The sequence below is a fragment of the Paraburkholderia ginsengiterrae genome (assembly GCF_001645125.1).
Lineage (GTDB): Bacteria > Pseudomonadota > Gammaproteobacteria > Burkholderiales > Burkholderiaceae > Paraburkholderia > Paraburkholderia ginsengiterrae.
Genome location: NZ_LXKA01000110.1, coordinates 124,344 through 145,262, shown reverse-complemented (window position 1 = coordinate 145,262; position 20,919 = coordinate 124,344). Strand labels below are relative to the sequence as shown.

Below are 20,919 nucleotides of genomic sequence, written 5' to 3'. Positions count from 1 at the left end.
GAACCGCGCATCAAGCACAGGATAAAACGCAATGCATGAAAAAAGTTTGACCGAACTGCGTGCCGCACTGGCGGCCAAGGAATGCTCCGCAGTCGAACTGGCGCAGCTCTATCTGAAGCGGATCGACGCGGCCAACAGCCTGAACGCGTTCATCCAGGTCGATCCCGATCTGACGCTGGCCCAGGCGAAAGCCGCGGACGCGCTGCTGCATGCCGGCCACGCCGGCCCGCTGGTCGGCCTGCCGATCGCGCACAAAGACGTGTTCGTCACCCAGGGCTGGCGCTCCACCGCCGGCTCGAAGATGCTGGCGAACTACGCGAGCCCGTTCGACGCGACCGTGGTCGCGCGTCTGCAGAACGCCGGCATGGTGTGCGTGGGCAAGACCAATATGGACGAGTTCGCGATGGGCTCGTCCAACGAGAATTCGTACTTTGGCCCGGTGCAGAATCCGTGGGATCGTCAGGCTGTGCCGGGCGGTTCGTCGGGCGGCTCCGCTGCGGCGGTGGCCGCGCGACTCGCGCCTGCCGCGACCGGCACGGATACCGGCGGCTCGATCCGTCAGCCGGCGTCGTTCTCCGGTATCACCGGCATCAAGCCGACCTATGGCCGTGTGTCGCGTTACGGCATGATCGCGTTCGCGTCGTCGCTGGATCAGGGTGGTCCGATGGCGCAAAGCGCCGCGGATTGCGCCACGCTGCTCAACGCCATGGCCGGGTTCGACGAGCGCGATTCGACCAGCCTCGTGCGCGACGACGAAGACTACACGCGCTACCTCGGCAAGCAGTGGAAAGAAGACGGTGCCGGCAAGCCGCTCGCCGGCCTGCGCATCGGCCTGCCGAAAGAATATTTCGGCGCCGGCCTCGCCGACGACGTGCGTGCTGCGATCGACGCCGCGCTCAAACAATACGAAGCGCTCGGCGCCACGCTGGTGGAAGTCTCGCTGCCGAAAACCGAGCTGTCGATCCCGGTGTACTACGTGATCGCGCCGGCGGAGGCTTCGTCGAACCTGTCGCGTTTCGACGGCGTGCGCTTCGGCCACCGCGCCGCGGAATATCGCGATCTGCAGGACATGTACAAGAAGTCGCGTGCAGAAGGTTTCGGTCCGGAAGTCAAGCGCCGCATTCTGGTTGGCGCTTACGTGCTGTCGCACGGCTACTACGACGCGTACTACCTGCAGGCGCAGAAGATCCGCCGCATCATTGCGCAGGACTTCCAGGAAGCGTTCAAGCAGTGCGACGTGATCATGGGACCGGTGGCGCCGTCGGTGGCGTGGGATCTCGGCGCGAAGGGCGACGACCCGGTGCAGATGTATCTGGCCGACATCTACACGCTGTCGGTGAGTCTTGCCGGCTTGCCGGGCATGAGCGTGCCGTGCGGCTTCGGCGCCGGTGCGAATGCGCAGCGTCCGGTGGGTTTGCAGATCATCGGCAACTATTTCAATGAAGCCCGGATGCTGCAGGTGGCCGACGCGTTCCAGCGCGCGACCGACTGGCACCGCAAAGCGCCGGCAGGAGTGTGAGCACCATGGCCAAGCAATGGGAAGTCGTGATCGGTCTGGAGACCCACGCGCAACTGTCGACTCAATCGAAGATTTTCTCGGGCACCTCCACGCAGTTCGGGGCCGAGCCGAACACGCAAGCCAGCCCCGTCGATCTGGCGTTGCCGGGCACGCTGCCGGTGATGAACCGCGGCGCCGTCGAGCGCGCGATCCAGTTCGGCCTCGCGATCGGCGCGACGGTCGCGCCGCGCAGCATCTTCGCGCGCAAGAATTATTTCTACCCCGATCTGCCGAAGGGCTATCAGATCAGCCAGTATGAAATTCCCGTCGTGCAGGGCGGGCAGGTGACGATTCAGGTGCCGGCCAATGAAAAGGCGGGCAAGGAAGCGTACGAGAAGGTCGTCAACCTCACCCGCGCCCACCTCGAGGAAGACGCGGGCAAGTCGCTGCACGAAGACTTCGCGGGCATGACGGGCATCGACCTGAATCGCGCCGGCACGCCGCTGCTCGAAATCGTCACCGAGCCGGAAATGCGCAGCGCGGCGGAGGCGGTGGCGTACGCGAAAACGCTGCACACGCTCGTCACGTGGCTCGGCATCTGCGACGGCAACATGCAGGAAGGCTCGTTCCGTTGCGATGCGAACGTGTCGGTGCGTCCGGTCGGCCAGGTGGAATTCGGCACGCGTGCCGAGATCAAGAACCTGAACTCGTTCCGCTTTCTCGAAGAAGCGATTCAGTACGAAGTGCGCCGTCAGATCGAATTGATCGAAGACGGCGGCACCGTGGTGCAGGAAACGCGTCTGTACGACCCGGACAAGCGCGAAACGCGCTCCATGCGCAGCAAGGAAGACGCGCACGACTACCGCTATTTCCCCGATCCCGACCTGATGCCGCTCGTGATCGACGCGGAATGGGTCGCGCGTGTGAAGCGCGACATGCCGGAATTGCCGGAAGCGATTCAGCAGCGCTTCGTGTCGCAGTACGGCCTCACGCCGTACGACGCCAACGTGCTGACGTCGAGCAAGGACATGGCGGCGTACTACGAAGCGGTGGTGAGCAAGGTCGGCCCGGCCAACGCGAAGGCCGCGGCTAACTGGCTGATGGGCGAAGTGTCTTCGCAACTGAATCGCGAGAGCCTGGAAATTGCCGCCAGCCCGGTGTCGTCCGCGCAACTCGCGCTGCTGCTGCAACGCATTGCCGACGGCACGATCTCCAACAAGATTGCCAAGGAAATTTTCCTCGCGATCTGGGAAGAGAAGGCCACTGACGAAGCCGCCGCCGATCGCATCATCGAAGCGAAGGGCTTGAAGCAGATTTCGGATACCGGCGCGCTTGAAGCGATCATCGACGAAGTGCTCGCCGCGAACCAGAAGTCGGTCGAAGAATTCCGCGCCGGCAAGGAAAAGGCGTTCAACGCGCTGATCGGCCAGGCCATGAAGGCGACCAAGGGCAAAGCCAATCCGGCGCAGGTGAACGAACTGCTGAAGAAGAAGCTGTCCTGAGCAGAAGTAGCACGGCTAAAGTAGTCATGCTTTAGTCAACACGGGCTGTTGCCGGAAACGAAAGTGGGGCAACGGCCCGTTTCATTTTGCGGGCCCGTTTAAACGCAGATAACGGAGTGTGTGGATGGCGAAACAACCTGAGCTCGACGATTTCCGCGTGCCGTTTTTCGACGAAGACAAGAAACCAGGCAAATTCTCGCTCGACGATTTCGACCCGTCTTCCAAGCCATTTTCGAGCGGTGCGAAAGATGCTGACAAGGCGCGTCTGTCGGAGATCGGCGCGACGCTCGACACTCAGCAGGAGTGCCTGCACGCGCAACAGAAGCGCCGTGTGTTGCTGGTGCTGCAGGGCATGGACACGAGCGGCAAGGACGGCACGATCCGCGCGGTGTTTCATGAAGTCGACCCGCTCGGTTTGCGCATCGTGCCGTTCAAGGCGCCGACGCCTGTCGAGGTGGCGCACGACTTTCTCTGGCGAGTGCATGCGCAGGCGCCTGCCGCGGGCGAGCTGACCATCTTCAACCGCAGCCATTACGAAGATCTGCTGGTGCCCACCGTGCTCGGCACGCTCGATGCGAAGGGCTTCGAGCAACGCTGCCGCCACATTCGCCAGTTCGAAGCGCTGCTTGCCGATAGCGGCACGGCCATCGTCAAATGCATGCTGCACATTTCGAAAGACGAGCAGCGCGCGCGTCTGCAGGCGCGTATCGACGATCCCAACAAGCACTGGAAGTTCGACGTCTCCGATCTCGAAGCGCGCAAGCAGTGGGACAAATATCAGGCGGCGTATCGTGACGCGCTCGCCGCGACCTCGACCGAATACGCGCCGTGGTACGTGATTCCGGCCGACTCCAAGACGCATCGCAATCTGATGGTGGCCGAGCTGCTGTTGCGCACGTTCGCGGCACTGAAGCTCGAATATCCGCCCGCCAAAGAATCGCTGAAGGGCGTGAAGGTCGAGTGACCTTGGCCTTTTGCTCCACAAACGAATCGAACATCAAAGGAACGACATGTTGCGTGTGATTACCGCCAACCTCAACGGCATCCGCTCAGCGGCGAAGAAGGGCTTTTTCGACTGGTTCGGCGAGCAGAAGGCCGACGTGCTGTGTGTGCAGGAAATCAAATGCTCGCAGGACGACATGACGCCGGAATTCATGGCGCCGCACGATTTCACGGGCTATTTTCAGCATGCCGTGAAGAAGGGTTATAGCGGCGCGGGCGTGTACACGCGCCACGAACCGGACGAAGTGGTGATCGGTTTCGGCAGCGAGGAGTTCGACCCGGAAGGGCGCTATGTCGAATTGCGCTTCGGCAAGCTCTCGGTGATTTCGGTTTATGTGCCGTCGGGGTCGAGTGGCGACGAACGTCAGCAGGCCAAGTACCGGTTCATGGACGAGTTCATGCCGCATCTCGCGGAGCTTTCGAGCGAGCGCGAAGTGATCGTGTGCGGCGACGTGAACATCGTCCACAAGGAAATCGACATCAAGAACTGGAAGGGCAACCAGAAGAACTCGGGTTGTCTGCCGGAAGAGCGCGCGTGGCTCACCAAGCTGTTCGACGAAGTGGGCTATGTCGACGTGTTCCGCACCCTCGATCAGCGGCCTGAACAGTACACATGGTGGAGCAATCGCGGCCAGGCCTATGCGAAGAACGTCGGGTGGCGGATCGATTATCAGATCGCAACGCAGGGCATTGCGAGCAAGGCGAAACGCACTGACGTCTTCCGCGACATCAAGTTCAGCGACCACGCGCCGCTGACCGTCGATTACGACCACAAGCTCAAGAAGTAAGACCGCAGCGAGCGCGCGCAGAAGGCTCGTTGCACGGCGGCCCGATCAGTTGCGGGCCGCGCTAGTCAATCGCGGATCAGTTTGCGGCGTGGGCGGCCCATGCCGGCGTAGTCCGGCAGCGCATCCACCGTCGTGCCGATCGCCTTCGCGTAGAGGGGCAGCATATCCGGCAAGCGTTTGATAATGTCCTGACGGCGCGCAGGCGAATACGGATGCACGTAGATGAAACCTTGATCGCGATTGCTGTGCGTCGCCTGGGCCAGCTTGTCCCACAGCGTGACCGCCGCGCGCGGATCGAAGCCGGCTCGCGACGCGATATCGCTGCCGATTACGTCGGCCTCGGTTTCGTCGGTGTTCTCGTACTTCATTTCCAGCAGGCGCGAGCCGATGCCGAGCGGCGCCGCGCCCAGATCGGCGAGCCCGAATAGCTGCGGGATCGTGCCGGACGAATCGAGCTGGCTCGTCTGCAGTTGGCCGAGCCGCTCGCGTGCATGCTCGCGCAGCGCATGCGCGATCTCGTGCCCGATCAGCATGCCGAGTTCGTTGTCGTTCAGACGCACACGGTCGAGCACGCCGGCATAGACGACGATCTTGCCGCCCGGCAGGCAGTACATGCGGATGTCGGGCGAGCGCACTACGGCCACTTCCCACTTCCAGCCTTTGGCCCGCTCGTTCCATTTCAGCGAGTACGGAATCAACTTGTCGACGATCGAGCGCACGCGCGTCACGTGCGCGTCGGTGTCGCCATACAGACGGTTCGCGTGCTCGGCGCCGTAGGTGATCTGGCTGAACTCTTCGGCGGCTTGCGCCTCGAGCATCGGCGATGGAATCAGGTTGCGAAACACGAGGTAGCCGCCGTAGCGCAGCTGCGGGTTCGCACTATCCGGCGGGGGCGCGGGCACAGTGGCTGCGGCCGGCGTCGAGGTGGCGGCAGGCGCTTTCGCGGCTGCGGGCGCCCCTGATGTTGCAGCGGGTGTCTTCGCTGTGACAGGGGGCGGTGGCGATTGCGTCGAGGAGGGCGGTGCGGCTGCGGCAGGCGCACTGCCGGCGCTGGGAGCGCTGGCGGTGCCGTTCGCCCCTTGCACCGCCGGTGTCGTGCCTTCAGGGCTGGGGCCGGCCGTAGCGGACTTGGCCGTTGGCACGGCAGGCGTGGACGGTGCGGGCGTGGGCACGGCTGGCGCCGCGGGGGCGCTGGTGGCGGTTGCCGGCGCGGCGTTCGCGTAGGCGCTCAACGGAGCGGCCAAGGTCAGGCTCAGGCAGCCAAGCCCCCAGGAGGCCGTACGCAGCACCACGCGACAAGCTTTGAACGCATCGGCTCGGGACGCAGTCGCACGCGGCGCCCCTCGTAAGCGGGGCGCCTTCACGACGGCGCCCTCCACGGCGCAATGCGCACCAGAAGCAACATGCCGGGCAACGCCAGCGCGGTGCACGCGATGAAGTAGTCGAACCAGCCGATCTGCGCGACCACGTAGCCGCTTGCCGCCGAAGCCAGGGTGCGCGGCACCGAGGCCAGGCTCGTGAAGAGCGCGAACTGGGTGGCCGTGTAGCGCGGATCGGTCGTGCTGGCGATGTAGGCCGTGAAGGCCGCCATGGTCAAACCGGTGGAGAACGTTTCGAAGCCGTAGACGAGCGCCAGCGCAACCGAGCGCGGCTCGAGCTGCACAGCCCAATCGACGCCGACCAGCGCCAGCAGCTTCGTCGCGCCCTGGCTCAGCCCGACGGCGATGTCGTAGATCGCCGCGAGACCGGGCGACGCAGGTCCGAGATGCGCGAGCCAGGCAAAGCCGAGCGTCGACACCATCTGCAGGATGCCGAAGATCCACAAGCCCCGGCCGATGCCGATTTTCATCAGCCAGATTCCGCCGACGATCCCGCCAGCCAGGCTCGCACCGAATGCGGTAGTTTTCGCGATCACGCCGATCTGCGTGCGCGAAAAACCGATGTCGAGAAAGAACGAGGTAGATAGCGTGGTCGCCATCGTATCGCCGAGCTTGTACAGGAAGATAAATCCGAGCACGAACAGCGCACCGCGCCAGCCGTCGCGCTGGATGAATTCCTTGAACGGCTGCACGATCGCTTCGCGCAGATTCTTGGGTGGCACACCGTGCACCTGCGGTTCGCGCACCACGAGCGTCATGACCATGCCGGGCAGCATGAACGCCGCCGTCACGATGAACACGGTGGTCCACGGCAGATGGTCGGACAGAATCAACGCGAGCGAGCCGGGCACCAGCGCCGCGATCTTGTACGCGTTCACGTGCACCGCGTTGCCGAGGCCCTGCTGCGTGTCGCTCAGCAACTCACGCCGGTAGGCGTCGATGACGATATCCTGGCTTGCGCCGAAAAACGCGACCAGTGCCGTCAAGGCAGCGACTGTCCAGATCGAATCGCGCGGCGACACGAATCCCAACGCCGCGATGGCGCCGGCGACCAGAATCTGCGTGCAGAGCATCCAGCCGCGTCGTCTGCCCGGCCGCCAGCCGGGAAAGCGCGGCACGTACCGGTCCATCAGCGGCGCCCAGATGAATTTCCACGTGTACGGGAACTGGATCAGCGCAAACAGGCCGATTTCCTTCAGATTCACGCCTTCGGAGCGTAACCATGCCTGCACCAGATAGACGAGCGTGAACAGCGGCAATCCCGATGTAAAGCCGAGAAAGACGCAGATCAGCATGCGCGCGTTCAGGAACGCGCGCCAGCCGGGATGTTCTTCGTGAGCGGTAAGTGCAGGCGCCTCGTGCGGCGGGTTCGACATGTGAATGACTTGCGTTAGCTTTTCTTGACGCGATAGACCGCAAGACTACCACGCCAGTTCTCCCCCCACCGCACCACCTGCCCGTCGTGCAGCACGACCCGGTCGAGAATCTCGATGCCGACTTCCGGTGCGAGCGCCTCGAAATCCTTGATGGTCAGCACCCGCACGTTCGGCGTGTTGTGCCACTGATAGGGCAGCGACTTCGACACCGGCATGCGGCCCTTGACCACCGAGAGCCGATGCGCCCAGTAGCCGAAATTCGGGAACGACACGATGCATTCCTTGCCGACCCGCACGGTCTCGCGCAGGATCGCGGCCGTCTGATGAATGGTTTGCAGCGTCTGCGACAGAATCGCGAAATCGAAGCTGCCGTCCTCGAACAGGCGCAGTCCGTCTTCCAGATTCTGCTGGATCACGTTGATGCCGTTCTGCGTCGAGGCCAGCACGCCCGCGTCGTTGATTTCAATGCCGTAGCCCTGCACGTCCAGTTCTTCGGTCAGGAGCGACAGCAGCGAGCCGTCGCCGCAACCGAGATCCAGCACGGTGGCGCGCGGTTCGACCCAGCGGGCGATCGCGCGGAAGTCGGGGCGCAGCGCCAGATAATCGAGTGCTCGCTGGTTCATGCGTTCACCTCGTTCGCAATACGTTCGTAGTAGGCGCGCATCAGGTTGTGATAGCGCGCGTCGTCGAGCAGGAAGGCGTCGTGGCCGTGCGGCGCGTCGATTTCCGCGTAAGTGACCGTGCGCTTGTGATCGAGCAGCGCCTTCACCAGTTCGCGCGAGCGGGCCGGCGCGAAACGCCAGTCGGTCGAGAAGCTGGCAATCAGATATTTCGCCGTGGTGTGCGCGAGCGCGGCCGTCAGGTCGCCTTCGAAGGCCTTGGCCGGATCGAAATAGTCGAGCGCACGCGTGATCAGCAGGTACGTGTTCGCGTCGAAGTAGTCGGCGAACTTGTCGCCTTGATAGCGCAGATACGACTCCACCTCGAATTCCACGTCGAAGTTGAAGTTGTACGCGTCCTGCGCGCCTTCCGCGCGGCGCAGCGAGCGGCCGAATTTCTCAGCCATGTCGTCATCCGACAGATAGGTGATGTGGCCGATCATGCGCGCGACGCGCAGGCCGCGGTTCGGCTTCACGTTGTGCGCGTAGTAGTTGCCGCCGTGGAAGTCGGGGTCCGACAGAATCGCCGAGCGCGCGACCTCGTTGAACGCGATGTTCTGCGCCGACAGCTTGGGCGTGGACGCGACCACGATGCAGTGCGCAACACGCTCCGGATACATCATGCTCCACGCGAGCGCCTGCATCCCGCCGAGGCTGCCGCCCATCACCGCGGCGAAACGCGTGATGCCGAACTGATCGGCGACGCGCGCCTGGGCGTTGACCCAGTCTTCCACCGTCACGACGGGAAACGTCGCGCCGTACGGCTGGCCGGTGGCCGGATCGATGCTCATCGGCCCGGTCGAGCCGAAGCACGATCCGAGGTTGTTCACGCCGATCACGAAGAACTTGTCGGTGTCGAGCGGTTTGCCCGGACCGACCATGTTGTCCCACCAGCCGATGTCCTTGGGATTGTCGGCATACACGCCCGCCACGTGGTGCGAGGCGTTGAGCGCGTGACAGACCAGCACGGCGTTACTGCGCGCGGCGTTGAGCGTGCCGTAGGTCTCGACCATCAGGTCGTAGCCGGCCAGCGAGCTGCCGTTCTGCAATTGCAGCGGCTCGGTGAAATGCATTGTGTGGGGAGCGACGATACCGATCGATTCCATTCATTCCGCCATTTAACAAAAACAGGGCGGCTAGATGGCGTCGGCGAGGCACGGGGGAACGACTTTGTGCGCGGCTGACGACCTCTTTAGCCGCATTTATAGTGAACCGCGGGAAACGTTCCCGGCAGCTCGCGCGCCCGCAATCGAGTCAGCAAATCGGCGCGTAGTGTTGCTCTGGTCGCGGCTCAGGGTGCTCTCCGGCACCGCGATCAGGGGCAAAGTATAGCGGAAAAATTCGCGCGGCAACGTCCGGCGCGCCGCAAGCCCGCACAGAGGTCGCGCCGGCGCGCGGCTTCGCAGCGGACTACTGAAGAATCAGTCGCAACTGCGCATCGGCCTGTTCCGCGGGCATGCGGACAAAGCCGCTTCGTACAAAGCGATGCCAGCGCCCGATGATATAGCTCAGCAGCAGGTTCGCCCGCACGGCAGGATCGTAGTCCGCGGGAACCGGCACGGGTGTGTCTTGCGTGGAGGTCTGGGCCTCCATGGCACCTAGCCGCAGGCACTGCTTCAGTGACGCTTCGATGCGTTCGAGCATCTGATTGACACGTTCAGTGAGCCGCTCGTGCTCGCCCACCAGCGCTTCGCAGGTCAGCACGCGGGTCATGCCCGGATTCTTCGCGGGGAAATTGAGCAGCATCAGGGCAATCGCGCGAGCCTGCAGCACGCCGTTGCTTTCCTTGGCGGCGATCTGATTGATCAGCCCGAAAATGGTTTGCTCGATGAACTCGATGAGTCCTTCGAACATTTGCGCTTTGCTGGCGAAATGACGGTACAGCGCGGCTTCCGAAACGCCGAGCCGGGCGGCCAGTGCCGCCGTGGTGATCTTCTCGCTCTTCGGCGCTTCCAGCATGGCGGCGAGCGTCTGCAGGATGTGCACGCGGCGCTCGCGCGGCTTCAGGCGCTGCGCGCGCGGCGCGGCCGGTTCGTGTTCGGCTAAGACCTGGTCAGGCTTGTCGATCGGCTGCATGGCTGTCGTCCCGTCTGCTGTCCCTTCAATCGAACCGAGCGGGTGCCCAGTCGTAGCGATTTTAACGAACGAATGGTCCGGTCGACATAGTGCGGCCGGCCGGTGCCCGGCAGGCGCGTCGGTACGCCGTCCGCGTGCAGCTTGCGCGGCAGATGGCCGGTGATCCATATCGTACGGATGCCGAGCCGCCGGTAGTTCTTCAGGTGCGTGCGGGTGTCTTCCACCAGGATCGCGTCCTTGAGCGAAACGTGAGCGTCGCGCATGGCCTTGCGCAGCATGCCGTGGTCGGGCTTGGCGCGCCAGCGGCGGCGATCGCGCATGTGTTCGATGGCGATCACCTGCTCGAACAGCCGCTCGATGCGCAGTTCGGCGAGCACCGCGCGCGCATAGGCCTCGGGCGCGTTGGTCAGCACGATCTTGCGCCCCGGCAGCGCAGCGACGAGACGCGCGACGCCGCGTTCGTGGCGGATCATCGAGCCGAGATCGGGAAAGGTGTGCACGACCTTCAGGAAGTCGTGCGGATCGAGCGGATGATGGCGGGTCAGGCCAAGCAGCGTGGCGCCGTAGCGTTGCGTGTAGCCGGTGCGCAGACGGTTGGCTTCGTCGATATCCACTTGCAACGCGTCGATGATGTATTGCGTCATCCCGCGATTGATCGCCGGAAAAATCGCGTGCGATGCGTGATGCAGCGTGTTGTCGAGATCGAACAGCCAGACTGGACGGCCACCGGCGATATGCGGACGACGGCGCCGGGAAGTGAGAGTGCGCATGGTGGAGGGCGCCGCTCAGGCACGCGTGGCCGTGTGACGGTGCGAACACGGGCGGTTCATGGCGCGGGCGGCGATAAAAGTGGGGAAAGGGTGTTGGCGCGCCATGTCGGCGCCTTGCGGGCTGCCGTCCCCGCAGTACGACGGGGCGGGGCAGGCACGCGGAAGGCTTGGCCCATACGGCATGCCAAGGCGTGCCATGTGGGCCGGATTTGAGGCAGGAATCAATGCGAGCGGATCATCGTGCCGAACGGTTGTTCAGTGAGAATCTCGAGCAGCACCGAGTGTTCGATACGGCCGTCGATAATGTGCACCGAGCGCACACCACTCTTGGCCGCGTCCAGCGCCGAGGAGATTTTCGGCAGCATGCCGCCGGAGATCGTGCCGTCGGCGAACAGGCCGTCGATTTCGCGCGCCGACAGATCGGTCAGCAGATTGCCTTCTTTATCCATCACGCCGGGGATGTTGGTCATCATGACGAGCTTTTCGGCGTTCAGCACGACCGCCAGCTTGCCCGCGACCAGATCGGCGTTGATGTTGTACGACAAGCCGTCTTCGCCAAAACCAATCGGCGAGATCACCGGGATGAAGGCGTCGTCCTGAAGCGCTTTCACGACCGCCGGGTTGATCGCCTCGACTTCACCCACCTGGCCGATATCGACGTACTGGCCCGGATTGTCGCGATCCGGCATCAGCATCTTGCGTGCGTGGATCAGGCCGCCGTCTTTACCCGTCAGGCCGACCGCGTGGCCGCCAAAATGGTTGATCAGCGTGACGATGTCCTGCTGCACCTCGCCGCCGAGCACCCATTCGACGACTTCCATCGTCTCTTCGTCGGTGACGCGCATGCCCTGGATGAACGTGCCCTGTTTGCCGATCTTTTTCAGCGCCTGGTCGATTTGCGGACCACCGCCGTGCACGATAACGGGGTTGATGCCGACCAGCTTCAGCAGGATCACGTCGCGCGCGAAGCCCTGTTTCAGCCGCTCTTCGGTCATGGCGTTGCCGCCGTATTTGATGACCACGGTTTTACCGTGATATTGACGGATGTAAGGCAGCGCCTCGGCCAGGATTTCAGCTTTCAGGGTGGGCGCGATCTGCGAAAGGTCGGGAATCTCGGACATGGCGGCGGACTCTGGCGGGGAACGGTTAAAACACGGCGAATTGTACAGGACTGGCGCGCTGCAACAGGGTTTTCGATAGTAGCGCGGGCGGTGGGCGCCGTTGTCTTTGCGCACTGCGCAACGACGGGCTGCGTACGCCGTTGACGATCAAGCGTATCGCGCTTCGGCCGCGCTTGTGAACTGGCCGAATGGACGACTCACGGTGGGGCGCCGGTCGTGGCATTATTTCCTGAACCAGGCTGAAGCGAGATTATCCGGCCCGTTATGAAACCGTCCGCCCCCCGCTCCGCAAGCAGCGCGCGCTGCCCGCGCTGTGGAAATTCATTCGATTGCGGCAGGCATGCGCAGCCGTTCGACTGCTGGTGCCGCCAAATGCCGCCGTTGCCCGCGGACAGGCTCGAACCGGGCGGACGCTGCCTGTGTCCCGAGTGTCTTGCCGCTGAGATCGCGCGGGCCGCCCAAAGCCGGGCCGGCGAGTGATTCATGAGAAGGCCGGCGCGGGCCGCCGGCGGCGTGGTTTGAGCGAGGCGTCGCCTTAAGCCACGCGGTGCTGGGCTGCAAGCGCTCTCAGGTCACGTGCGACAGTTTCCAGCGCCGGCTCCCACTGGCCGAACTGCGGCTGCCGGTAAAGTGCCGCGCTCGGATACCACGGACTGTCATTGCGGTCGAGCAACCAGACCCAGTGCGGGTTGACGTCGAGCAGCACCCAGGTGCGCTGGCCGAGCGCGCCGCTCAAATGTGCCGCCGACGTGCAAACCGTGATGACCAGATCGAGCGCGCCGACAAACGCGGCGGTGTCGTCGAAGGTCGCGAATTCGGCTGTGTAGTCGGTCATTTGCAGGCCGGCGGCTCGCGCGGCTGCCACGTCGTCACTCGCGCCCGGCTGCAGCGAATAGAACGCCGCATCCTGCATGCCGCCGAAATGGGCCGCGTAGCGTTCCCAGCCGACTCGCCGGAATGGATTGCGCTGATGACCGTCGCTGCCGGTCCAGGTCAGCCCGACTTTGAGCCTCGATTCGCCGGCCAGCCTCTTGCGCCAGTAGTCAGTGGCGACCTGGTCCGCGCGCAAATAAGGCGCTGTGGCTGGAATGGTTGCCTCGCGCGTCTCGAATACGAGCGGCAGGCTGAGCAACGGAATTTCATAGTCGAACGCCGGCAGCGACTCGACTCCGCCGCCGGCTGAATATTCGTCAGCGTGGCCGCCGAGGCTGCGTGCGAGCAGCGCACCCATTTGCGGAAACGAATTCCAGATGAGGCGACCCCCTTCGCGATGGACGCGCTCCGCCAGCATCGGAATATAGCGGCAGAACTGCAGAACGTCCCCCATGCCTTGCTCGCCCCACGCGAGCAGCGTCTTGCCGGCGAGCGGCTCGCCGCGCCATAGCGGCGCCAGCATCGCGGGGCGACGGCCCCCCAGTTCCGACGAACCATCCCAGCGCGCCTCGTGAGAGACCCAGCCGGATGCGTAATCCCCACGCATGAGTTGCAGCATGCCGAGATTGGAGCGCACCGCGGCGTCGTGAGGGGCCAGTGCGCAGGCGGTTTGGGCGGCGTGCTCCGCGTCGTCCCAGCGTTGCGCCTCGCGCAGCGTCAGCGCATAGTTGTTGTGCGCCATCGGGCTATCTGGTGTGCATTGCACGGCCTTTGCGCCGGCCTCGAGCGCGCGGGGCAGATCCATGCCCATGCGGTACGCGTTCGTGAGGTTGATCCAGCCGTTTCCATTGTTCGGTTCATCCCGGACTGTGTTTTCGAGAAGCGCCAGCTGTTCACCCCGGTCGCCGCCCGTGACCATCAGTGCTGCGGCGAGATTGCTGCGCAGGCTCGGCAGTTTTGGCTCGAGCGCGAGTGCGCGGCGATAGGGGGCGATGGCCTCGCCGTGCCGGTTGGCCATCTGCAACGTGTAGCCGTGACGAAAATGCGCGAGAGCGCGATGGGGGGCGAGTTGGGCAATAATGGCGGCGAGTTCGATCGCCTCGTCGTGACGGCGCTGGTCGATCAAAGTGTTCATGAGCGAATCGAGTGATGCGTCGTCAAGTGCATGAATTTGCGCCGCGGCGTCCAGACTTTTCGCTTCTGCTTGCGCTGTGCCGCTTTGCCGGGCTGCGACAGCTTGTCGCAGAACAATCAGGAAAGCTGACGAGGCGTCGGCCTCGGTAGAAGAGGTAGGCTGCATGGATAGGTTGTGCCGTCGATGAACCGATGCTCAGGGAACGGTCCGTGCGGCGCTGTCGCAAAAAAACCCATGTTACCGGCCTAAGGCCTCGGGGTAATTCAGACGAGTCCGAACAGGCAAACTAAAGTCATGCATCGTATAACCAACACTGGCCGCGTCAATCTCGAACATCTGTTCTGGTTGCGCAGTCTCGCGATAATCGGCCAGCTCATAACGATTGCGTCAGTACAGGTGTTCATCGGCGTACATCTGCCGTTGCCCGCCATGCTGCTCGTGATCGCGCTCGAAGTGATCTTCAACGCGCTGACGTGGTGGCGCGTTTCGCAGCAACGGCCCGAGTCCAACATGGAGCTGTTCGGGCAGATATGGGTCGACCTGGGCGCGCTGTCGGCACTGCTGTTTCTCTCCGGCGGCACCACCAATCCATTCGTGTCGCTCTACCTGCCTTCGCTGGCAATCGCCGCAGCGGTGTTGCCATGGCATCTGATGGCATGGCTCGCGGCGTTCGCCGTGGCCTGCTACGCGGTCCTCGGTTTCGATTCCGTGCCGCTGAATCTCGACAACCCCGCGAACTTGTTCGACTACTACCGCGCGGGCATGTGGGTGAACTTCATGGTGAGCGTCGGCCTCATTGCATGGTTCGTCGCGCGGATGTCGCGCGCGCTGCGGCTACGTGACGCAGCGCTCGGAGACGCGCAGCAGCGCTTGCTTCAGGACGAACGAGCGGTCGCGCTCGGCGTTCAGGCTGCTACCGTCGCGCACGAAATCGGCACGCCGCTGTCTACAATTGCGATGCTGTCCGAAGAATTGCGCGATGCCGCGCGCTCCGACAAGGGGCTCGCGGCGTACAGCGCCGATCTGGAATTGCTCGAACAGCAGATGACGTTGTGCACATCGGCGCTTGCCCGGCTACGCAGCCGGGCCTCGACGAGCACCAACCGGCAACAGGTCGGCGAGTGGCTGGAGTCGTTCTGCGAGCAGTGGCGCTTGCGGCACCCGCATGTGAAGTTCGAGCGGATCGGCGTGCCACCCGCGGAGGTCAGTCTTGACGATACGGTGGCCGTCAGTCAGATTCTCACGATTCTGCTCGACAACGCCGCGCGAGCGAGCCGCGATCATGTGACGCTGTCTTGCGCCCTCGCGGCGCGCGGCGACCAGATCGTGTTCGAGGTATGCGATGCGGGCCCGGGCATTCCGGCCGCGTTGCGTGGCTCGCTGGGTACGATGCCAGTCGAGAGCACGCAAGGGGGGCACGGCGTGGGACTCTATCTGGCGTTTTCTGCTGCGGCACGTCTGAAGGGATCGATTGATCTGGCTGACGTCAGCATGACCCGGCCACGTGGCACGCGTGCGGTTCTGAAGCTGCCGCTTGCCGGGCGAAAATTTTCTGGCGCGGGCCGTCAAGGCGCCGCGCCATCCAACACGGAGAAACAGGCATGAGCGACATGAATTTTCTGGTGATCGACGACGACGAGGTGTTCTCCGGCATCCTCGCGCGTGGCCTCACCCGGCGCGGCTACACGGTGAGCGAGGCCCACAACGCGGACGAGGCGATCAAGCTGGCGAACCAGCAGAAGTTCAGCCAGATCACCGTGGATCTGCATCTTGGCAACGACTCCGGACTGACGCTTGTCGCGCCCTTGCGCGATCTGCAGCCCGACGCGCGCATGCTGGTGCTGACCGGCTATGCGAGCATTGCCACCGCGGTGCAGGCGGTGAAAGACGGCGCCGACAATTACCTGGCGAAGCCCGCCAATGTCGAGACGATTTTGTCGGCGCTGCAAAGCGAGGCGAGCGCACTGCAAGCTGAAGAGGCGATCGAGCATCCCACGCCGCTGTCAGTGGCGCGGTTGGAGTGGGAGCATATTCAACGCGTGCTGGCCGAGCACGGCGGCAATATTTCCGCTACGGCGCGTGCGTTGAACATGCATCGGCGAACGCTGCAGCGCAAGCTGGCGAAGCGGCCGGTCAAGCAGTAAGCGCGGCGTCCCGGTGCCCCGCGCCGGACCGAAATGAAAACGGGCTGCCTGATCAAAGGCAGCCCGTTTTTTTTCTCGCAGCTGATCTACCTCAAACAATGAACGCAGTTTAAGGCGCTGTCAGCATCGTTTTCACAGAACGTAACGCGACAGATCTTCGTCTTCCGCCACTTCGTTCAGCGCGCGATCGACATACGCCGCGTCGATCTGCACCGTTCTGCCGGAGTGATTGCCGGCCGCGAACGAGACTTCCTCGAGCAGTTTTTCGATCACCGTGTACAGACGGCGAGCGCCGATATTCTCGGTCTTCTCGTTCACGGCGTACGCGATCTCGGCCAGACGGCGAATGCCGTCGTCGGCAAATTCGAGGTGCACGTCTTCAGTGGCGAGCAGCGCCTGATATTGCTTGACGAGGCTTGCGTCCGTGGACACCAGAATCGATTCGAAGTCGTTGACCGACAGCGAATCCAGTTCGACGCGAATCGGGAAACGGCCCTGCAATTCCGGAATCAGATCGCTCGGCTTGGCCAGATGGAACGCGCCGCTCGCAATGAACAGAATGTGATCGGTCTTCACCATGCCGTACTTGGTGTTGATCGTGGTGCCTTCCACTAGTGGCAACAGATCGCGCTGCACACCCTGACGAGACACTTCGCCGCCGCCGGCTTCGGCGCGCGAGGCGATCTTGTCGATCTCGTCGAGGAACACGATGCCGTTCTGCTCGACGTTCTGTACCGCCTTGGCTTTCACCTCTTCGTCGTTCAACATCTTGCCGGCTTCTTCGTCGGTCAGGACCTTGAGCGCTTCTTTCACCTTCATTTTGCGGCGCGTTTTCTTGCCGCCGCCGATATTCGCGAACATGGAGCGGATCTGCTCGGTCATGTCCTCCATGCCCGGCGGCCCCATGATGTCCATGCCGACTTGCGGCTGTTCGACGTCGAGCTCGATCTCCTTGTCGTCGAGCAGGCCTTCGCGCAGGCGCTTGCGGAACGTCTGGCGGGTGGTGCTGCCTTCATCCGCGGTATCCGTGGCGCTCGAACTCGCGCCGAAGCCGACTGGGCGTGCGCTCGGCAGCAGAATGTCGAGGATGCGGTCTTCAGCCTGATCTTCAGCCTTGGTTCGCACCTTGCGCATTTCCGTTTCGCGTGTCTGCTTGACCGAGATTTCCATCAGGTCACGCACGATGCTGTCGACGTCGCGGCCCACGTAGCCGACTTCGGTGAACTTGGTGGCCTCGATCTTGATGAACGGCGCGTCGGCCAGCTTCGCGAGGCGCCGTGCGATTTCGGTCTTGCCGACGCCGGTCGGTCCAATCATCAGAATGTTTTTCGGCGTGATTTCCTGGCGCAGCGGCTCGTCGACCTGCTGACGGCGCCAGCGATTGCGTAGCGCCACAGCCACCGCTTTTTTCGCGCGGCCTTGGCCGATGATGTGTTTGTCGAGTTCCGAGACGATCTCGGCTGGGGTCATGGTGCTCATCGTGGGTCCTTACTCGATCGTCTCGATCACGCGGTTGTGGTTCGTGTAGATGCACATGTCGCCGGCAATTTCGAGCGACTTCTCCACGATTTCGCGCGGCGACAGGTCCGTGTTGTCGGCCAGCGCTTTCGCTGCGGCTTGCGCGTAGGCGCCGCCCGAACCGATGGCACAGATGCCGCCTTCCGGGTCGAGCACGTCGCCGTTGCCGGTGATGACGAGCGTGGTGGTGGCGTCCGCGGTGATCAGCATGGCTTCGAGACGGCGCAGCATGCGGTCGGTGCGCCAGTCTTTCGCGAGTTCGACGGCGGCGCGCGTGAGGTTGCCCTGATGTTTTTCCAGCTTCGCTTCAAAGCGGTCGAGCAGCGAGAAGGCGTCGGCCGTGCCGCCGGCGAAGCCGACCAGCACCTTGCCGTTATAGATGCGCCGAACCTTCTTCGCACCGCCCTTCATGACGATGTTGCCCAGCGTCACCTGGCCATCGCCGCCGAGCGCGACCTTGTCGCCGCGGCGCACGGAGACGATCGTCGTGCCGTGAAATTGCTCCATATGCGTTCCTCTTTGCAAAACGGGTAGGCCGCGGCAATGCAATGCACCACCGCATGAATCCTGAACGCGGACGGCGCGCGACGCTGAAGCCGACACAGGCGGCGCGCGCACGTGCAACGCATGTCGGGTTTATTTTAGGGCGTGCGCGGTCATATCAAGAGCCGGCAAATGGCATAAGACAAAAAACGCGCATTTGGGATGAGGAGGGCGCGCGGAATGGCGGCGGGCATGGCCATCGCAGCGCGCCTAAAGGCGCCACGCAAGAAAAAAGGCGCACGGATCACCGTGCGCCTCTCGACGAAGCAGCGTTTCAGGGCGCGGAGCCGAAGCCGCGCCGCAAGCGTTCAGTCGCCGAACAGCTTCTGGCGCAGTTCGCGGCGTTCCTGCGCTTCGAGCGACAGGGTGGCCGTGGGCCGCGCGAGCATACGCGGAATGCCGATCGGCTCGCCGGTTTCTTCGCACCAGCCGTACTCGCCGGAATCGATCCGAGCGAGCGACTGCTGAACCTTCTTCAGCAGCTTGCGCTCGCGGTCGCGCGTGCGCAGTTCGAGCGCATGCTCTTCCTCGATCGTTGCGCGGTCGGCCGGATCCGGCACGATCACCGTTTCGCGCAGATTCTCGGTCGTCTGGCCGGCATTGCGGAGAATTTCCGCCTGCAGCTGTTCGAGCTTGTTCTTGAAGAAAGCGAGCTGATCCTCATTCATGTAATCCTTGTCGCTCATCTTCAGGATTTCGGCTTCGGTCAAGAGTCGTTTCGTCGTCATCTGGCTTACTTCTTCAATGTGAGGCAAAACTCTTACATGGGGCCCGCACTTTCGTATTGCCCGCAAAGGCGGCTCAAAGACACTGAGCGCAAGGCAGGCACGAGCGGTGGACTGTCGCGACGCCGAAGCGCCGGGCGTCGCAACGCCAATGCGGGGCCGAACTCCTCTGGAAACCGATTCTCAAATGCTCCTGAGGTATTGCTTGCCGACGGCACGCCTTGTCAGGCCGTGCCGGCCGGCATTCTCGGCGTGTCTCCGGACAAGATTTTCCGGCGCCGTTTCAGGCCCGGAGCGGATACGCGCTGACCGGGCAATTCGTTGTCATTCTCCAGTGGGCACGTATTGTAACTGAATCGCAATCGTGTACCGCAACTGGTGAAAATCCCCTGACGGAGCACTGTTATCCCGAAAATATAACGCGCGCACGATCAAAAAGCGATGGTCGTGCACGCATTAACGCAACAGGGTTTTCACGCGCTTTTCATGTGCGCAGCTTTTCAGTCTGCTTTCGGCCGCTTCGGCGTGCATTCCGCAGACAAATGGTGCCGGCAAGCCTCTTGTGACGCGTGTATTTCTAGAGCAGTAGCACGGCGCGTGCCGCGCGGCCGGCCGCGGAATGCCAAACCATCCCTGGTCCGGCGCACTCCGGCGTATCCGGCGCATTCCGCGGCGCAACCCGGCTCATGCCGGGGGACGCACTTAAACGAGGCAGGCGTCGAGACCGTCGGTGATCAGGTCCTGCGGCAGTTCAATGCCGATGAACACCATCTTGTTGGTCTTTTTCTCGATCGGCTGCCATTTGGCGGCGAGATCGCTGCCCATCATCTGATGCACGCCCTGGAACACGACTTTGCGGTCGACACCCTTCATGTACAGCACGCCCTTGTAGCGCAGCAGGCGCTCGCCGTAAATCTGCAGAATGCCGCCGAGGAAATCCTCGAGCTTGTTCGGATCGAACGGACGGTCGTTGCGGTAGACGAACGACTTGATCTTGTCGTCGTGGTGCGCGTGATGGTGATGCGCGTGATCGTGGCCTTCGTGATCGCACTGGCCGTGATCGTGATCGTGATCGCAGTTCGCGTGATCGTCGTGCGTGTGGCCGTGCTCGTCATGCGCGTGAGCGTGGCTGTGCGCGTGTTCGTCCTCGACGAGAAAGTCTGGATCGATCTCGAGCTTCGAATTCAGGTTGAAGCCGCGCAGGTCGAAGATTTCCTTGATGTCCGCTTCGCCGAAGTTCACCTGCTTGATCGCCGCCCGCGGGTTCATGTGCAGCAGGCGGTGGCGCAGATCGGCCACGTGCTTTTCGTCGACCAGATCGGATTTGGTGATAAACAGGCGGTCGGCGAAACCGACCTGGCGCTGCACCACTTCGTGCTCGTCGAGCTGGTGATTCGCGTGCTTCGCATCGACCAGCGTGATGATCGCGTCCAGCAGGAATTCGCCCGCGATCTGGTCGTCCATGAAGAACGTCTGCGCGACCGGACCCGGGTTGGCGAGGCCGGTCGTTTCGATCACGACGCGGTCGAAATCGAGCTTGCCTTCCTGTTTTTGCGCCGCCAGATCGCCCAGCACGCGCGACAGGTCGCCCCGGATCGTGCAGCAGATGCAGCCGTTGCTCATCTGGATGATCTGCTCGCCGGTATCCTGCACGAGGATTTCGTTGTCGATGTTCTCTTCGCCGAACTCGTTCTCGATCACGGCGATCTTCATGCCGTGCTTTTCATTCAGGATGCGCTTGAGCAGAGTGGTTTTACCGCTGCCGAGAAAGCCGGTCAGGATGGTGACTGGGATCATGTTGGTCGCCTGT

At 63.1% G+C, this 20,919-nt stretch carries 19 protein-coding genes; 7 read left to right on the top strand and 12 right to left on the bottom strand.

Annotated elements, in window-relative coordinates; all coding sequences use genetic code 11:
* Positions 1–31 precede the first annotated feature (31 nt).
* From gatA to A6V37_RS08760, 4 genes are all read left to right on the top strand, one after another.
* Positions 32–1,519 carry an Asp-tRNA(Asn)/Glu-tRNA(Gln) amidotransferase subunit GatA gene (gene gatA, locus A6V37_RS08775; protein ID WP_064285920.1) on the top strand — a complete coding sequence of 496 codons (1,488 nt, stop codon included), beginning with the start codon at positions 32–34 and terminating at the stop codon, positions 1,517–1,519.
* Positions 1,520–1,524: 5 nt separating this feature from the next.
* Entirely contained in the window at positions 1,525–3,000 is a 1,476-nt protein-coding gene (gene gatB, locus A6V37_RS08770) for an Asp-tRNA(Asn)/Glu-tRNA(Gln) amidotransferase subunit GatB (protein ID WP_064266874.1), read from the top strand.
* A 124-nt stretch (positions 3,001–3,124) separates the two neighbouring features.
* The gene (locus tag A6V37_RS08765) at positions 3,125–3,964 is read left to right on the top strand and encodes a PPK2 family polyphosphate kinase (RefSeq protein WP_064266873.1); all 840 of its coding nucleotides are present in this window, start codon (positions 3,125–3,127) and stop codon (positions 3,962–3,964) included.
* 46 nt (positions 3,965–4,010) lie between these two features.
* Positions 4,011–4,790, top strand: a complete 780-nt coding sequence (locus A6V37_RS08760) for an exodeoxyribonuclease III (RefSeq protein ID WP_064266872.1) — start codon at positions 4,011–4,013, stop codon at positions 4,788–4,790.
* A 65-nt stretch (positions 4,791–4,855) separates the two neighbouring features.
* On the opposite strand, the gene A6V37_RS40525 is transcribed toward A6V37_RS08760, so the two are convergent.
* From A6V37_RS40525 to argB, 7 genes are all read right to left on the bottom strand, one after another.
* Complete coding sequence (locus A6V37_RS40525; RefSeq protein ID WP_423213103.1) at positions 4,856–6,169, bottom strand: M48 family metallopeptidase; 1,314 nt, start codon at positions 6,167–6,169, stop codon at positions 4,856–4,858.
* Positions 6,151–7,545, bottom strand: a complete 1,395-nt coding sequence (locus tag A6V37_RS08745; protein ID WP_064266870.1) for an AmpG family muropeptide MFS transporter — start codon at positions 7,543–7,545, stop codon at positions 6,151–6,153. Before A6V37_RS08745 ends, A6V37_RS40525 begins: the two co-directional genes overlap by 19 nt.
* Positions 7,546–7,559: 14 nt before the next feature.
* A complete protein-coding gene (gene metW, locus A6V37_RS08740; protein ID WP_064266869.1) occupies positions 7,560–8,168 on the bottom strand; it encodes a methionine biosynthesis protein MetW in 609 nt (202 codons plus the stop codon).
* Positions 8,165–9,310 (bottom strand): homoserine O-succinyltransferase MetX, encoded by a 1,146-nt coding sequence (gene metX, locus A6V37_RS08735; protein ID WP_064285919.1) that lies wholly within the window; start codon positions 9,308–9,310, stop codon positions 8,165–8,167. Before metX ends, metW begins: the two co-directional genes overlap by 4 nt.
* A 304-nt stretch (positions 9,311–9,614) precedes the next feature.
* Entirely contained in the window at positions 9,615–10,280 is a 666-nt protein-coding gene (gene slmA, locus A6V37_RS08730; protein WP_064285918.1) for a nucleoid occlusion factor SlmA, read from the bottom strand.
* Entirely contained in the window at positions 10,247–11,050 is an 804-nt protein-coding gene (locus A6V37_RS08725; RefSeq protein ID WP_064266866.1) for a pyrimidine 5'-nucleotidase, read from the bottom strand. Before A6V37_RS08725 ends, slmA begins: the two co-directional genes overlap by 34 nt.
* A 221-nt stretch (positions 11,051–11,271) precedes the next feature.
* Positions 11,272–12,171, bottom strand: a complete 900-nt coding sequence (gene argB, locus A6V37_RS08720; RefSeq protein WP_064266865.1) for an acetylglutamate kinase — start codon at positions 12,169–12,171, stop codon at positions 11,272–11,274.
* A 264-nt stretch (positions 12,172–12,435) separates the two neighbouring features.
* Here argB and A6V37_RS38860 point away from each other — a divergent pair, with 264 nt between their 5' ends.
* Positions 12,436–12,651 (top strand): cysteine-rich CWC family protein, encoded by a 216-nt coding sequence (locus A6V37_RS38860; protein WP_075643435.1) that lies wholly within the window; start codon positions 12,436–12,438, stop codon positions 12,649–12,651.
* Between the two features lie 55 nt (positions 12,652–12,706).
* Here A6V37_RS38860 and A6V37_RS08715 read toward each other — a convergent pair whose 3' ends face one another.
* The gene (locus A6V37_RS08715) at positions 12,707–14,344 is read right to left on the bottom strand and encodes a tetratricopeptide repeat protein (protein ID WP_064266864.1); all 1,638 of its coding nucleotides are present in this window, start codon (positions 14,342–14,344) and stop codon (positions 12,707–12,709) included.
* Between the two features lie 129 nt (positions 14,345–14,473).
* On the opposite strand from A6V37_RS08715, the gene A6V37_RS08710 reads away from it, so the two are divergent.
* On the top strand, positions 14,474–15,784 hold the full coding sequence (locus tag A6V37_RS08710) for an ATP-binding protein (RefSeq protein ID WP_064266863.1): 1,311 nt from the start codon (positions 14,474–14,476) through the stop codon (positions 15,782–15,784).
* Complete coding sequence (locus A6V37_RS08705; RefSeq protein ID WP_012431409.1) at positions 15,781–16,323, top strand: response regulator transcription factor; 543 nt, start codon at positions 15,781–15,783, stop codon at positions 16,321–16,323. Before A6V37_RS08710 ends, A6V37_RS08705 begins: the two co-directional genes overlap by 4 nt.
* Before the next feature lie 132 nt (positions 16,324–16,455).
* Here the strand turns inward: A6V37_RS08705 and hslU are convergent, their stop codons facing one another.
* The 4 genes from hslU to A6V37_RS08685 all read right to left on the bottom strand — a co-directional run bounded on the left by hslU (position 16,456) and on the right by A6V37_RS08685 (position 20,906).
* Positions 16,456–17,802 carry an ATP-dependent protease ATPase subunit HslU gene (hslU, locus tag A6V37_RS08700; protein WP_064266862.1) on the bottom strand — a complete coding sequence of 449 codons (1,347 nt, stop codon included), beginning with the start codon at positions 17,800–17,802 and terminating at the stop codon, positions 16,456–16,458.
* A gap of 9 nt (positions 17,803–17,811) precedes the next feature.
* The gene (gene hslV, locus A6V37_RS08695; RefSeq protein ID WP_035987163.1) at positions 17,812–18,348 is read right to left on the bottom strand and encodes an ATP-dependent protease subunit HslV; all 537 of its coding nucleotides are present in this window, start codon (positions 18,346–18,348) and stop codon (positions 17,812–17,814) included.
* A gap of 344 nt (positions 18,349–18,692) precedes the next feature.
* Positions 18,693–19,112 (bottom strand): RNA polymerase-binding protein DksA, encoded by a 420-nt coding sequence (gene dksA / locus A6V37_RS08690; protein ID WP_064285917.1) that lies wholly within the window; start codon positions 19,110–19,112, stop codon positions 18,693–18,695.
* A gap of 699 nt (positions 19,113–19,811) precedes the next feature.
* Positions 19,812–20,906: a CobW family GTP-binding protein gene (locus A6V37_RS08685; RefSeq protein ID WP_064266860.1), complete on the bottom strand. Its 1,095-nt coding sequence runs from the start codon at positions 20,904–20,906 to the stop codon at positions 19,812–19,814.
* Positions 20,907–20,919 lie beyond the last annotated feature (13 nt).

What these genes read in the sequence shown, in the direction of transcription:
- gatA (WP_064285920.1), top strand. Translation starts at nt 32, where the DNA reads ATGCATGAAAAAAGTTTGACCGAACTGCGTGCCGCACTGGCGGCCAAG.
- gatB (WP_064266874.1), top strand. Translation starts at nt 1,525, where the DNA reads ATGGCCAAGCAATGGGAAGTCGTGATCGGTCTGGAGACCCACGCGCAA.
- A6V37_RS08765 (WP_064266873.1), top strand. Translation starts at nt 3,125, where the DNA reads ATGGCGAAACAACCTGAGCTCGACGATTTCCGCGTGCCGTTTTTCGAC.
- A6V37_RS08760 (WP_064266872.1), top strand. Translation starts at nt 4,011, where the DNA reads ATGTTGCGTGTGATTACCGCCAACCTCAACGGCATCCGCTCAGCGGCG.
- A6V37_RS08745 (WP_064266870.1), bottom strand. Translation starts at nt 7,545, where the DNA reads ATGTCGAACCCGCCGCACGAGGCGCCTGCACTTACCGCTCACGAAGAA.
- metW (WP_064266869.1), bottom strand. Translation starts at nt 8,168, where the DNA reads ATGAACCAGCGAGCACTCGATTATCTGGCGCTGCGCCCCGACTTCCGC.
- metX (WP_064285919.1), bottom strand. Translation starts at nt 9,310, where the DNA reads ATGGAATCGATCGGTATCGTCGCTCCCCACACAATGCATTTCACCGAG.
- slmA (WP_064285918.1), bottom strand. Translation starts at nt 10,280, where the DNA reads ATGCAGCCGATCGACAAGCCTGACCAGGTCTTAGCCGAACACGAACCG.
- A6V37_RS08725 (WP_064266866.1), bottom strand. Translation starts at nt 11,050, where the DNA reads ATGCGCACTCTCACTTCCCGGCGCCGTCGTCCGCATATCGCCGGTGGC.
- argB (WP_064266865.1), bottom strand. Translation starts at nt 12,171, where the DNA reads ATGTCCGAGATTCCCGACCTTTCGCAGATCGCGCCCACCCTGAAAGCT.
- A6V37_RS38860 (WP_075643435.1), top strand. Translation starts at nt 12,436, where the DNA reads ATGAAACCGTCCGCCCCCCGCTCCGCAAGCAGCGCGCGCTGCCCGCGC.
- A6V37_RS08715 (WP_064266864.1), bottom strand. Translation starts at nt 14,344, where the DNA reads ATGCAGCCTACCTCTTCTACCGAGGCCGACGCCTCGTCAGCTTTCCTG.
- A6V37_RS08710 (WP_064266863.1), top strand. Translation starts at nt 14,474, where the DNA reads ATGCATCGTATAACCAACACTGGCCGCGTCAATCTCGAACATCTGTTC.
- A6V37_RS08705 (WP_012431409.1), top strand. Translation starts at nt 15,781, where the DNA reads ATGAGCGACATGAATTTTCTGGTGATCGACGACGACGAGGTGTTCTCC.
- hslU (WP_064266862.1), bottom strand. Translation starts at nt 17,802, where the DNA reads ATGAGCACCATGACCCCAGCCGAGATCGTCTCGGAACTCGACAAACAC.
- hslV (WP_035987163.1), bottom strand. Translation starts at nt 18,348, where the DNA reads ATGGAGCAATTTCACGGCACGACGATCGTCTCCGTGCGCCGCGGCGAC.
- dksA (WP_064285917.1), bottom strand. Translation starts at nt 19,112, where the DNA reads ATGACGACGAAACGACTCTTGACCGAAGCCGAAATCCTGAAGATGAGC.
- A6V37_RS08685 (WP_064266860.1), bottom strand. Translation starts at nt 20,906, where the DNA reads ATGATCCCAGTCACCATCCTGACCGGCTTTCTCGGCAGCGGTAAAACC.